Raw genomic sequence first — 13,045 nt, forward strand, 5'->3', positions numbered from 1 at the left:
GGCCCGTGCGGGAGTGCGACGCACTCCCGCACGGGCCCTCCCGTCTCACCGACCGCCCCCGCGGCAGCACTCGGACGACCACACAGAGGCGGACATGCGCGACGAACGATGGGTCCACCGATTCCTCTACACCTGGAACGACACGCTGTTCTTCGACCCGCTCGACGTCTACTACGAGCCGAGGCCCGACCACTTCCTCGCCTCGCTCGACGAACGGCAGCGGGCTCGGTTCGTCCGCAGCGGCATCTGGTGGAGTCACCGGCACGACCCGGACCTGCCGGCGCAGGGCTGGAAGATCCACGTCTCGGCGAACCACCGCAACGTACGCGAGGTGGCTGCGGCGGTCGTCGGGCATCTGACCGCGCGCGGCACCGACTTCAAGATCGCGCTCGACCTGAACATCTTCGAGATGCTCAACTCCAAGGGCATGGCACGTGGCAGCGGCGGCAAGCTGGTGACCGTCTACCCACGCGACGAGGACGACTTCCGCGCCGTGTTGGCTGAACTCGCCGTCGTCCTGGACGGATCCGAGGGCCCCTACGTCCTGTCCGACCTGAGGTACCGGGACTGCAAGTCCCTCTACTTCCGGTATGGGCAGTTCCAGCGCACCCACACCCTCGACGTCCTCGGCCGGCAGGTGCCGACGATCACCGGTCCGGACGGTCCGATCACCGATGACCGGCGGCCCGGGTTCGCCCAGCCGTCCTGGCAGGCCTGGCCGTTCACCGACTGGAAGCCCGAGGACGAAGCCGACGACGGAGATCTGCTCGGCGGCAGGTTCCGGGTGACGGACGCCATCCAGTTCTCCAACTCCGGCGGGGTGTACGCCGCCGAGGACACTTACGACAGCGACCGCAAGGTCGTCGTCAAGGAGGCCCGCCCGTACACCAACCCCAACCCGCGCCAGGACCACGACGCCCTGGACGTCCTCGCCCGCGAGTGGACCTTCCTTAACCGCCTGGCCGGAACGGGTTCCTTCGCCGCGCCGATCGCCGAGTTCCGCCAGTGGGAGCACCACTTCATCGTCCAGGAGCACGTGGAGGGCACCGACATCCGATCGGTGCTGCTGGAGCGCAACCCGCTGGCCCGCCCCGCGATCACCGCCGACGGGTCGCGCGCGTTCCTGCGCATCTACCTCGCCGTCTTCCGCGGCCTCGCCCGCGCCGTCCGGGCGGCCCACGAGCGCAACGTCGTCCTCGGCGACCTCTCCCCGTCGAACCTGCTCGTCGACCCGGACACCTACCACGTCACCGTCATCGACCTGGAGGCGTGCCGACTGGCCGGCCCCGAGGCGGTCGACGCCCACCTGGCGAAGCCGGTCGAGTTGTACACCCCCGGCTTCAGCCACTCCCGCACCCGCTCCGGACCGCCCGAACCGCGGGACGACCTGCACGCCCTGGCCAACACCATGGCCTACTTCGTCTTCCCGATCGCGGCGATGTCCTACCTGCGGCCGGACGTCCTCGGCCTCTTCCGGATCTTCACCGACGCCCTGGGCTGGCCCCCGCTGATCCACGACCTCCTGACAGACCTGTCCCAGGCCAGGACCACGCTCCCCGAGGTTCTCCGTGTGCTGGAGCGGGAGGACGAACTCGTCGGCCAGGTCGAGGAGGTGACGCGTCGGCCGGTCGTCGAGTCGGCGCTCGGACTGGCCGAGGCCGAGAGCGGTGTGGCCGCCTTCGTCGAGGCCGCCGCCGACACCGACCGGGACACGCTCTTCCCCACGGACCCCTTCGCGCACGTCACGAACCCGCTGAGCCTCGGCTTCGGCGCGAGCGGCGTCCTGTGGGCCCTGGACGCCTCCGGCGTCCCGATCCGTCCCGAGTGGCGGCAGTGGCTGCGCCGCCGACTCGCCGACATCGACCCCGCCCGGTACCCGGACGGCCTGATGAACGGACTGGCCGGCATCGCCTGGACCACCGACGCGCTCGGATTCCACGATCAGGCCCGCGAGTTGCTGGCCCTGGCCAACCGACGCGGGCCGGAGGCCGGCGACCACACCTTCTACTACGGCCTCGCCGGGCTGGGGATGACCAACCTGCGCTTCCACCTCCGCAGTGGCGAAGGGAGCGACCTGGCCGCGGCCACCCGGTGCGCGCGGGCGCTGTGCGACTCCGCCCAGTGGGAGGGCCGGCACGTCTTCTGGCTGAACGGGTTCTCCACCGAGCGGCCGCTGACCGGGCTCGGCTTCGGCCAGGCGGGCGTCGCCCTGTTCCTGCTGCGGATGCACCAGGTCACCGGCGACGAGCGGTACCTGCGGCTCGGACGCGGCGCACTGGCCTGGGAGATGGACCACGCCGCGCCCGTGGACGACGACGGTCTCGTGATGTTCGACCACGACGGGACGATGGAGCCGTACGTCGAGGTGGGTTCGGCGGGCGTCGCCCAGGTGCTGCTGCGCTACGGCGACCTCGACGCCGCGCGGCACGTCCTGCGCGCCGTGGACATCGGCCAGTCGGTGCTCCCCGCCTACGGGTTCGGCATGTCCGGGATCGCGGAGGCCATGCTGGACGCCGCCGCGTTCACCGGCGACGGCTCGTACCGGACCACCGCCCTACGGCAGCTCGACCACGTCCGGAAGGTCTTCCTGTTCGAACCGGCCGAGCGCTTCGGGATGCCGCGCCGCGACGGGGTGGCGCCGCTGGGCGTGCCCGGCGAGGGGCTGCTGCGCTGCTCGACCGACTACCTGACCGGCTCCGCCGGTGTGCTCAGGGTGCTGCACCGCGCCAACCACGGCGGCACGGCCGACTTCCTGCTGGACGAGGTGGCGCGGTGAAGGACCTGTGGCACATCCTGCGCGGGCACCGGGCCCGCTTCGGCCTGATCGTCGCCGTCGTCACGGTCTCCGGCGGAGCCGAGGCCGTGCTGCACCCCCTGCTGCTCAAGGCGCTGTTCGACCAGGCGATCCTGGCCGGGAACTTCCGTCGGTTCCTCCTTCTCGGCGGCGGCTACCTGCTGCTCGGCCTGATCCTCAACGGCCTCGGCTACTGGATCTCCTGCGAGCGCAAGCGGTTCGAGAACGCGCTGGTGGTCGAACTCGAACTGGAGCTGCTGGACCGCGCGCTCGGCATGGACGGCCGGCAGCTGTCCGAGGCCGGCAACGCGTCCTACGTCAGCCGGGTCCACAACGACGTCTACGAGGGCGTGCTGCCGGCCATCGACGTGTGCGTCCGGATCGCCAAGCAGGCGGTCTCGTCGGTCGGCTTCCTCGGGGTGCTGCTCTACCTGTCCTGGCAGGCCAGCCTCATCCTGCTCGTCATCGTGCCGCCGCTGGTGGTGGTCAGCAACGCCATCGCCCGGCTGATCGAGGACAACACCGAGCCCGAACGGGAGGCCGAAGCCCAGTACATCAACCGGCTCACCCGCACCCTGGAGGCCTTCCACGCGCTGCGCGGCCTGAAGCTGCTGCTGCCCGGCACCCGGGCGGCGAACCGCGAGGCGCTGAGCCGCTACCTCGGCATCACCTTCGTCAACTACCGGCTCGCCCAGCGCCAGAGCACGCTGAGCGACCTCGTGATGAACCTCTCGGACACGGTGTCGATGGTCACCGGCGCGTACTTCGTCTTCGCCGGGCGGATGACCTTCGGCAGCTTCCTCGCGTTCGTGAACACGCTGTGGCGGGCCGTCACCGGGATCTTCGACCTGATCAACCTGATTCCGCTGGCCCGCCGGAGCAACGCCGTGCTGCGGCGGATCCAGACCCTGAGCGGCTCCCGGACGGCCCGCTACCACGACGAGGCACCCGCGGTGATGGTCCGCGGCGCCCGGGTCGCCTACGGCGAGGACGCCGCCGTGGCGATCGACGACTTCGAACTGGGCGCCGGCGAGCACGTCCTGCTGCGGGGCCCGAACGGCTGCGGCAAGACCACGCTCCTGCACGTCCTCGCCGGGACACTGGCCCCCGACGCGGGCCTGGTCTCGCTGCCGGGCAGGGTGGCGAGCCTGACCGCGCCCGTCCACCTGCCCCCGCTGCCGGTGCGTGACCTGGTCGCCGACGAGCGGCTGCGCACCGCGCTGGGCCTCATCGGCCTCGGGGAGCAGCTCCCCTCGGAACTGTCCTCCGGCCAGCGGCAGCGGGTCGGGATCGCCGCCCTGCTGTGCGAGGACGCCGACCTCTACCTCGCCGACGAGCCCTTCGCGAACCTCGACGAGCACGGCAGGGACCTGGTGCTCCGCACGCTGAAGGAGCGGACGGCGGGCCGCGGCCTCCTGGTCGTCCACCACGGCGACGAGCATCTCGACGACAGTTTCGACCGCGTGGTGACCCTCGGGCGGGCGGCCGTGGCCCCGGCCCCCTGACGGCCCGCACGGGCGGGTCACCGGGCGGGCACGCTGTCGCGCTCACTCCCTGCTCGGGGCGGCCCGCTCGGAGATCGTCAGGGAGACCGCGCTGCAGACGGCCAGCAGGACCAGAATCCCCCCGGCCACCCAGTCGGCGACGGCTGCCCGGCCGGCTTCGGAGTAGTGGGAGTAGCCCACGGCGAATGGCGCGATCACCAGCCACAGTCCCGACAGGCCGACGACGACGTCGCTGACCCGGGTGGGCGTGCGAACCAGGCGGGCGAGGCCGTTGAAGAAGACCACGATCCCGACCATGATCTCGTTGAGGTGGGCCTCCTGGGCCTGGTAGGTCATCGGGTAGTCGAGCAGCGCGGGCGTCGAGAACAGGAACAGGGCGATGAGGAGCAGTGGGTAGCCGACGGCCTCCCGCAGGTCCGCCCACCACAGGTGCCGGGGTGGGACGGCCCGCTTCAGGGGGACGACGTCACGTGTGCTGGTTGAGGTCACAAGCGCCATGGCAACCCCTCCGGTTCGGAGACGGGGCGCTGCTTGCAGCGGCATCTGGCAGCGGCATGTGTACTTGGATTGTCGCCCGCCGCCGATCACCACGCCCGGCGAAGGCCCGCGACCCCGCAGCAGTGCGGCGAGGTCCCGCTCCCGCCCGTCCTGGGTACCGCCGAACGGGTGAATGAGGACGCGGGGGCGGGCTGCTGCCGCGGTGAGCTCGGAGCACAGCTCGAAGAGAGCGGTGTCCCATCGGCTGGGCAGGTGCGCCCGCTCCCGACGGCGCCCTCATGCTGCCATGCCCGCAGCGGAGTTCGGCGCCGGAGTGCGTCCAGGGCGGAACGCCAGACGTGTAGCTTTTCCTGACGACGCCACCATGCGAGAACCGGCGCCTCGGCGGTCCCCACCAGGAGAATTCGTGCTCTTCCCGCTGACCTCGGACGACCTCGCCTCCCTGCTGCCGCCGGAACAGGTCGTGCTGGCCGACCGGTCCGTCGCCGAGCAGGTGATCGGCCGTGCCGACGCCGTGGCCTTTCTCAGCGAGGTGGGGGTGCCCAGGTGCAGCGGCCTGTTCGAGATGGACGCGTCGCTGGCCGTGGCGTCGACGCCGGAGGACTTCGTGGTCGACGACGAGGACACCTCGGTGTTGATCGAGACGTCGTCGCTCGGGCAGCTCGCCTCGCTGGGCTGTCTGCAGGACGCCTCGGTGTACGTGCGCCGAAGCGACGGTGCGGTCTTCGCGCCCCGGGGCGACGAGGACGGGGACGAGGACGTCGAGCAGCTCAACGCCGACGTCTCGTCGTTCGCGAAGCTGCTGCTGCTGATCGAGACGAAGTCACCCGACCCCGCGCTCGGCTACGCGGACGCGCTGCCGCTCTACTCCCGGGCGGCCCGGGAGATCAAGGAGGAGATGACGGCTGTCGACCCCGCCCCCTTCGCGCACTCCGACGGCTTCTGGACCGGCTACCTCGACTCCTTCGCCGGCGGATTGTTCCCCCGCGAGTCGCGGTAGCGATGCCCGAGACGTCGCTGTTCGAATCGACGGCCAACGGGCCACTCGCCGAGGGCTGGGCCGAGGCGGGGCCCACCCTGATGGAGGAGGACGACGCGAGCGTCCGCGCCGATGTCCTGCGTCACCGACTGCGCTCGCGCTCGGCCGCGCAGCGGACGGCAAGCCCGACGGCTTGCTCCTCGGACGGGTCGTCAGGGCTCTCGAACTCCGCAATTCCACGGATGTGCAGGCTCGCCCTGCGCGGATAGCGTTGCGGGATGGTCCGGGGGAGGGGCGCGTGGCTGGGGTGAGGCTTCACGTACGGGGTGGCCCGGGGGAGCAGCAGAGGCTGGTCCGATGGGCGGAGGAGTTCGGTCTGCTGCCGGCTTCGGAGCGACGTCGCGGACCGGCCCCGGACGGTCGTGCAGGAAGCGGCGTCGTGCGCGGCGGTCACGAACCCTGCCTGCTGGCCCTGCTGCGGGTGGCGGCGTCCGAAGAAGGCGGCCGTGGATTCTCCCTCTGGCTTCTGGCGTCGCTCGCCCGGACCGGTCGCCTCGCGTGGGCGGTCGAGCTGGCGTATGCGACCAGCGGCAGGCATGGAGGGGGCGACGCCCTGCTGGCCCTGGTGCAGGCCGCGGCCGATGCCGGCGACGCGGGCCCGCGCGCCGGCCTCGCTCGTGGAACTGTCGCCGCTGCCGCAGGCCCGCAGGCTTGCCGCGCAAGCCGTGGTCCTGGACGGCTGGGCCGTCGTCCTGGACGTCCTGGAGCCGATCGTGCCCCGGGCGGCGGCAACCGTCGCCGACCAGCTGTGCAGTCGGCAACTGACTGCGCCGGCCCACATCCTCTGAACGTCACCGTTGATTGAGAGCTCACTGCGTGATGGCGAAACTGCCTCTGGACAGCCCCCGTTGGGGCGACCTCGACGGTGTGTCGGTCGAGGAGGTGAAGGAGGTTCTGCAGGCGGTGGCGTCCACGGTCGCCACCGGCGCCGGGGACGACTGGAGGGAGCCCTGGAGTCGGCTTCTCGACGGTCTGTTGCAGCAGGAGACCCTGTTCAGCGGAGCCTTTGCGGTCCTGCCGCACCTCGTCGAGGCGGCGGCGGCCGCGCCCGGGCAGTTCGCGGACCTGTGGGCGGACCTCGGGTTCATGGTGACCGCGGAGCCCGCGGCCCCGGTCCCCGCCGACCTCGAAGCGGGTTTCCAGGCCGCCGTTCGGTCGGCCGAGCAGGCGGCGGTGCGGGGCTACCTCGCCGCCGGGACACCTGCCGCGCTCTGCGCGGACCTCGGGCTCTCCTGTGTGGCCCTCGCGGGCCACCACATCGGAACGTTGCTGTGGCAGCGGCTCGGTACCGAGGAAGACGACCTCGTGCTGTGCTGCCCCGGCTGCGAGTCCGAGCAGGAGATCACCGACTTCTTCGTGGACCCGATCCGTCCGCCCTTCGAGGCGCCGGGACTGCCTGATCCCATGGACGCGCGTCGGGGCGAGCACGTCTGGGGCGAGGTCGCCGAGGCGTTGCAGGAGGGGGCACTCGGCGAGGGGTGGGAGCCCTTCGTGCGCGTGGCGCGGGCGGTCGCGGCGGCCGGTGTGCCCGCCGGGACGCCGGGTCAGGCCGTCGTGTGCCTCGTCGCGGCCATGGTGGCGGTCAAGGGCACCCCGGACTGGGCCGGGAGGGAGCGGGCCCGGAAGCTGATGCTGCTGACGGGAGGCTTCCGTTGCCCGGACTGCGAGCAGGTCTGGGCGATCGCCGACTGCCTGGCGGAGGACCCGGATGGTGCGCGCCCCCTGAAGGAGGGTGGGCCGACGCGACGCACGGGCGGCAGCTCGAAGCCGACGAAGCCGATGAGGCCGACGAGGGGGACAGCGACAGAAGCGGCTGTTCTCTCCGCCCCCATGTCCGGTGTCGACGAGGGTGTGAACGCGCTCGCGGTGGTGTCGTGTCCCGGACGGCCGACACTGGTGGCCGCCGCCGGGGACACCGGCACGGTGTTCCTGTGGGACGCGGCCGACGGCCGCCCTGCTCACGACCCGCTTGCGGCACACCGTGCCCCGGTCCGGTCCATGACGGCCCTTCGGCTCCCCGAGGGAGAAGCCCTGTTGGCGATCGGACACGAGGACGGAGCGGTTGCGCTGTGGAGCCCGTTCACAGCGCAGCAGGTCTGTGCACCCGTAGCCAACTGGCTCGGTGCTGTGAACGGCATGTGCGCCGCGACTCTGCCGGACGGCCGTACCCTCCTCGTCACCGCCACTCCGCGAGGCGCGGTGCGGTTGCGGGACCCACGGACGGGCGAGTCCGTCGCGCGTCTCAACCCCTCCGGTCGCCCGATCGAGTCGATCGCCGCGATACCGGTCGCTCCCGGCCACACGCTGATCGCGGCCTCGGACACACAAGGTGACGTTCAGATCTGGGATCCGGCCGTCGAGGACCCGTGGGAGCGGGGTGCAGCGGTCCCGCTCAGCAAGCGGGCACGTGAGGACCTCCGGCACCGGGTGACCCTGGTGGCGACCGTGTCTGCGCACGACCGTGCCCTGCTGGCCACCGGGGACCGCCGTGGGGTGATCGTGCTGTGGGATCCCGCCACCGGCGACCCGGTCGGTGAGGGCCTGCCCCCGGACGCCTCCGGCGGCCTCCTGACCGCCATGACCGCCACCACGCTGCCGGACCGGCGCCCCGTCCTGGTCACCGGCAACGGACGCAGCCTGCGCGTCTGGGAACCGGAGACGGGCACGGTCCAGCACCTGGCCCTGGACGTGGCGGTCACCTGTCTGGCCGCCACCGGTTCCGACCTGCTCGTCGGACACGACGGCGGTGTGCTCCGACTCCCGCTCCCCCTGCGATCATGAGCGCCCCCACGGAGGACTCGCGGCCGGACGACCCTGCCTCGTTGGCCCGGTTCGCCGAGGACCGCAGCCTTGACGCGGGTGACCGCGTGTCCGCGGCCGAGACTCTTTCCCTCTGGGACGGGCACCGGGATGCCGGTGCCGCTCTGCTGGCCCACCTCGCCGACGACACCTCGCTCTCCGGCTACGACCGGGTGAGAGCGGCCGAGGTGCTGGCCCGGGTGGCAGGGCACAGCGAGAACGGCGCCGCGCGTCTGGCGCACTTCGCCGACGACGTCACCGGGGAGTGGCCGAGATCGCGATGGCGGCTGCCGGATCGGTTCCGGCTCGACGGGGACGAGGACGCCTACGCCCGTCTCGGCGCGGCCGTGGCCCTGTCCGCCGTGGACGGGCATCGAGAGGCCGGGGCCGCTCTGCTCAGCCGGTTCGCCCGGGACATCTCACTCAACAGCTATCAGCGCCGGACTGCGGCGGCGGCACTGGCGGGGATGGTCGAGTACCGCGAGCAGGGGGTCGCCCTGCTGACCCGGTTCGCCGAGAACGCGGCCCTCGGCGACAACGACCGCCTCAGCGCGGCCAAGGCGTTGGCCGACCTGGACACGCATCGGGAGGCCGGCGTCGCTCTCCTGGCCAGGCTCGCCGACGACGCGCGCATGCACGACTGGCGGGTGTGGGCGGCCATCGCCCTCGCCGCCAGGGACGGGCACACGGAGGCCGGAACCGCCCGTCTGGTTCGCCTCGCCGAGACCCCCACGGCCATGCCGGCCAAGCGATGGTGGTGGTCCGGCCAGCGGCGGCTCAAGGTGCAGAAGCGCGCCTTCGCCGAGGACGCGGGCCGCGTGCGCGCAGCCCAAGCCCTCGCGCGCATGGACGACTTCCGCGACCTGGGTGCCACACTGCTGGTCCGCCTCGCCACCGATCCCACCCTGCACGACGGGCACTGCCAGTTACAGGCGGCCCTGGCGCTGCTCGAACCGGACGAGCATCGGGAGGCCGGCGCGGACCTCGTGTGCCGCCTCGTCCGCGGCACACCCCTGAAGGGCAGTCAGCGCCTGGACGCGGCCCGGAGACTGTTCGAAGCGGACGGGTGCCAGGCGCGCGGTGCGGCACTCCTGACCGAGCTCGCCCACGACAGCACACTTGACGCCCGGGAGCGGACGGGGGCGGGCAGGACCCTGGCACTGGCGGACGGTCACCACCAGGCCGGACTGGCCCTCCTGACCGGCCTCGCCCTCGACACTACCGTCGAGCACCACCTGCGGATCCGCGCAGCCGAGACGGTGGCGGAGTTCGACGGCCACCGGGACGCCGGCGCCGCGCTGCTGATCCGGGTGGCCGAGGATCCCGCCCTGGAGAGCTGGCGGCGGGTCGACGCGGCGGGTCGGCTGGGCTGGGTGGACGGGTACGGGTATGAGGCCCTCCGTCTCCTTCACGGGCTGGAGGCCGTGGTCCGGGCGGAGCACCCGGGGGACGCGTGGTACACGGCCCGCATCCGGTCCTGCATCGACCTGATCGAGAAGGAGCTGGACGAGGAGGAGGGCCGGGGGCCGTCCGGGGCCCGGTGAGGATCCCCGCGCCCCGGCTCAGCGCCGGGGCGAGAGACGCCACAGGAGCAGGCTCATCGCCAGGGTGAGCACGTTGATCACGGCCTCGACGACGCCCGCGCCGCCGCCGGTGAACCAGATGCGGTGTTCGAGGTCGTAGAGGACGTCCATGCTGAACAGGTAGACACCGCTGCCGGCCGCGACGGTGAGCCAGAGCCGGGCGGCGGCCGCGCGGTCGCTCAGGCAGGCGGCCGCGGCCAGCAGCAGGGCGGCCGTCAACCAGGCGTCGGCGAGCGGGAAGGCGTCCTCGAAGTCGAGGTAGCCGCGTGTGGTCGAGCTGGCCAGGAGCGGCCGATCGGTGAACCACACCGCCCAGTACGCCACGATCACGGCGGCGGCCGTCAGGCAGAGGGCCGCCGTTGCGCGGGCGCGCCCACGGTTCCAGCCGGCCTGAGCCGGTGAGGGGGCGAGCGTTGCTGCACTGTGCTCCACAGGTGGTCAGAGTAGTTGCCCGCGACCTGACGGGCAATCAGTTCGACGGTCACGTCGTCGGCCCTCGCGCCGGATCGCGGTCATCCACGAACTTTGCCATTTCTTTACAGCAGGACCCCCAGCTGCGTCGTCTCTTCGGCCGATCTGGAACGCAACCCGCTGGTGTGCCCCTCGGGGAGCCCGGCGGACCGAACAGAAAGAAGCTGTTGATGCGTACGACTGTTGCTGCCGTCGCCCTGACCTTCGCCGCCGTGCTGGCCGGAGCGGGGCCCGCCCTCGCCGCCGGGGGCTCCGGCACCGCGACGCCGAGTGCGATGCCGTCCGCCACGCCGTCCAGTGGCTCCGGCTCGTCCGAGCCCAGCGCGGTGCCGTCCGCGACGCCGTCGGCCGGTTCCGGCTCGGGGGCGACTGCGACGCCGTCCGCGGTGCCGACGCAGGTCGGGGCCGTGCCCGTCGGCGCCCCGGACACCGGGGTCGCCCCGGTCACGGCCGGGAACGGTGGCGACGGCGCGGCCATAGGCGCGGGACTGGGCGGCGCCGTGCTGGTCGCCGGGGCCGGCACGTTGGTGCTGCGCCGTCGGGCCAAGGCCCGGGGCTGAGCCTTGCGACGGATGCGTGCGGCCGCGCTGACGGCTGCGGTGCTGGCTTCGGCGGCGCTCACTTCGGCGTGCGGGGGAGCCGGGGCGCCCCCCGCTGCCGCGCCCGCCTGGTCGGCCACCGTGGGCGGCACCGGCCCTGACAGCCCGTCGGCGGCCCCCGGCCAGGCGGCCGGGGCCGGAGCTCCACGGCCGATCGCGCGGTCGACGCCCGTACGCCTGCTGATCCCCAGCATCGGCGTGGACACGGCGGTCATGCAGCTCGGCCTGGCGTCGGACGGCACCGTCCAGGTGCCGCCGATCGCGGCGAACGCTCCGGCCGGCTGGTACCGGGGTTCAGCGACGCCCGGCCAGACCGGGCCCTCGGTGATCCTGGCGCACGTCACGGTGGGCCGCTACGGGGACGGGGTCTTCCTGCACCTGTCGCGGCTCAGGCCGGGCGACCGCATCACCGCACGGCTGCAGGACGGCGCCTCCGCCGTGTTCGCGGTCGACCGGGTGCAGACCGTCGCCAAGGCGCAGTTCCCCACCCGTGCCGTCTACGGGAACGTCGACCGCCCTGAGCTGCGTCTGATCACCTGCGGCGGCCCACGCAGCCGTACCGGAGGCGGATACCTCGACAACGTCGTGGTCTACGCCTCCCTGGTGTCCACCGCGGGGTAGCCGGCGGTCCGGCGGCTCCGCGCCGCCGGAAGGCCGCCGCAAGCCAGTCCCGCAGCCAGTCCCGCAAGAAGTGTCCGGCAGGACGTCCCGAGTAGACGTCCGGATGGTCCGGTCAGCCATGGAGAGCGTTGAAACGGTCCGAGAAGTGCGCAGCGTCCGAGCTGTTCGCCGTCCTCTACCCGAGCCTCGCCGGGTGGTGCCGTCGTCTGGTGGACGACGACGACACCGCCCACGAGATCGCCTCGGAGGCCTTCGCACGCCTCTGGGCGCGCTGGTCCTCCGTGGAGGAGCCGCGCGGCTTCCTGTACGTCACGGCGGCCAACCTGGTGCGCGACCAGTGGCGCAGGCTGGAGCGGGAACGCCGGGCCATGCGCCACGTCACCGCGCAGGCCGCGTTGGACGCGCTCCACCAGGGCGAGCGCGCGGAGTCCGTCGTGCCGGTCCGGCTGCTCGTGCAGTCGCTGCCGGAACGGCTGCGCACGCCCGTCCTGCTGTACTACTACGCGGATCTGCCGATCAGAGAGGTCGCGCTGCAGATGGGACGCAAGGAAGGTACGGTCAGGGCCGATCTGCACGCGGCCCGGGAGCTCCTGCGCGCGAGACTCGGGGGACACCTTGATCACACCCATTGACGGTGGCGACGACGCCGACCGGGCCGACGACGAGCTCGTGGTGCTGCTGCGCCCCGAGGCACTGCGACTGGCACCGCCGCCCGAGGCGTTCGAGCGCTCGCTGCGCACGTACACACGGCGTCGGCGCCTGCGCGTCGCGGCCGGGGCCGGGTTCGGGCTCGCCGTGGCCGCCGCGGTCGCGGGCCCGGTGCTGTTGACCACCGCCCCGTCCAGGCCGGTGCCCGTGGTGCCGCTCGCTCCCTCGACCTCGACGACGCACGCGGGGACGCCGACGCCCTCGGCGACGGCCACGCCGCGGGCCACTCCGTCGGCGCGTCCGTCGATCCGCCCGTCGGCGTCGCCCTCTTCCACCGGGCCGTCCGCGGTGCCCTCCGCCGCGTCGGCGACGCCGTCACCACCGGCGACCAGCGCCACACGTACGCCGTCCGCGGGGGCGGGCTCGGGGGCGGGCACAGGCGGGGGGCCGCGCCGCCCCCCCGCCGCGCCCCCCCCGCCCCCACCCCC

Annotated in this window: 12 protein-coding genes; 10 read left to right on the forward strand and 2 right to left on the reverse strand. The window is 72.7% G+C overall.

Annotation, left to right across the window (positions count from 1 at the left end; genetic code table 11):
• Positions 1-94 precede the first annotated feature (94 nt).
• Together lanKC and TR49_RS30715 are read left to right on the forward strand one after the other, a co-directional pair.
• Positions 95-2,776 (forward strand): class III lanthionine synthetase LanKC, encoded by a 2,682-nt coding sequence (gene lanKC, locus TR49_RS30710; RefSeq protein ID WP_042387327.1) that lies wholly within the window; start codon positions 95-97, stop codon positions 2,774-2,776.
• Positions 2,773-4,299 carry an ATP-binding cassette domain-containing protein gene (locus TR49_RS30715; protein WP_042387328.1) on the forward strand — a complete coding sequence of 509 codons (1,527 nt, stop codon included), beginning with the start codon at positions 2,773-2,775 and terminating at the stop codon, positions 4,297-4,299. Before lanKC ends, TR49_RS30715 begins: the two co-directional genes overlap by 4 nt.
• A 42-nt stretch (positions 4,300-4,341) precedes the next feature.
• On the opposite strand, the gene TR49_RS30720 is transcribed toward TR49_RS30715, so the two are convergent.
• Positions 4,342-4,797 carry an SPW repeat protein gene (locus TR49_RS30720; RefSeq protein WP_042387330.1) on the reverse strand — a complete coding sequence of 152 codons (456 nt, stop codon included), beginning with the start codon at positions 4,795-4,797 and terminating at the stop codon, positions 4,342-4,344.
• A 406-nt stretch (positions 4,798-5,203) separates the two neighbouring features.
• Here TR49_RS30720 and TR49_RS30725 point away from each other — a divergent pair, with 406 nt between their 5' ends.
• From TR49_RS30725 to TR49_RS30745, 4 genes are all read left to right on the forward strand, one after another.
• The gene (locus tag TR49_RS30725) at positions 5,204-5,797 is read left to right on the forward strand and encodes an SUKH-4 family immunity protein (RefSeq protein WP_042387331.1); all 594 of its coding nucleotides are present in this window, start codon (positions 5,204-5,206) and stop codon (positions 5,795-5,797) included.
• A 620-nt stretch (positions 5,798-6,417) separates the two neighbouring features.
• Complete coding sequence (locus TR49_RS30735; RefSeq protein ID WP_042387333.1) at positions 6,418-6,624, forward strand: hypothetical protein; 207 nt, start codon at positions 6,418-6,420, stop codon at positions 6,622-6,624.
• A 31-nt stretch (positions 6,625-6,655) separates the two neighbouring features.
• Positions 6,656-8,617, forward strand: a complete 1,962-nt coding sequence (locus tag TR49_RS30740) for a WD40 repeat domain-containing protein (RefSeq protein WP_084725611.1) — start codon at positions 6,656-6,658, stop codon at positions 8,615-8,617.
• Entirely contained in the window at positions 8,614-10,179 is a 1,566-nt protein-coding gene (locus tag TR49_RS30745; RefSeq protein ID WP_042387334.1) for a hypothetical protein, read from the forward strand. Before TR49_RS30740 ends, TR49_RS30745 begins: the two co-directional genes overlap by 4 nt.
• A gap of 18 nt (positions 10,180-10,197) precedes the next feature.
• Here the strand turns inward: TR49_RS30745 and TR49_RS30750 are convergent, their stop codons facing one another.
• Entirely contained in the window at positions 10,198-10,650 is a 453-nt protein-coding gene (locus TR49_RS30750) for a hypothetical protein (RefSeq protein ID WP_152627531.1), read from the reverse strand.
• Between the two features lie 209 nt (positions 10,651-10,859).
• Here TR49_RS30750 and TR49_RS30755 point away from each other — a divergent pair, with 209 nt between their 5' ends.
• The 4 genes from TR49_RS30755 to TR49_RS45900 form a co-directional block, all read left to right on the forward strand.
• The gene (locus TR49_RS30755; RefSeq protein WP_052434771.1) at positions 10,860-11,249 is read left to right on the forward strand and encodes a hypothetical protein; all 390 of its coding nucleotides are present in this window, start codon (positions 10,860-10,862) and stop codon (positions 11,247-11,249) included.
• Between the two features lie 12 nt (positions 11,250-11,261).
• On the forward strand, positions 11,262-11,909 hold the full coding sequence (locus tag TR49_RS30760; protein WP_042387336.1) for a class F sortase: 648 nt from the start codon (positions 11,262-11,264) through the stop codon (positions 11,907-11,909).
• Between the two features lie 128 nt (positions 11,910-12,037).
• On the forward strand, positions 12,038-12,541 hold the full coding sequence (locus tag TR49_RS30765; RefSeq protein ID WP_042387337.1) for an RNA polymerase sigma factor: 504 nt from the start codon (positions 12,038-12,040) through the stop codon (positions 12,539-12,541).
• The coding region (locus TR49_RS45900; protein ID WP_236653596.1) for a hypothetical protein at positions 12,525-13,045 on the forward strand (521 nt) is incomplete at its 3' end. The genes TR49_RS30765 and TR49_RS45900, both read left to right, overlap by 17 nt.

The organism is Streptacidiphilus melanogenes, assembly GCF_000787835.1.
Lineage (GTDB): Bacteria > Actinomycetota > Actinomycetes > Streptomycetales > Streptomycetaceae > Streptacidiphilus > Streptacidiphilus melanogenes.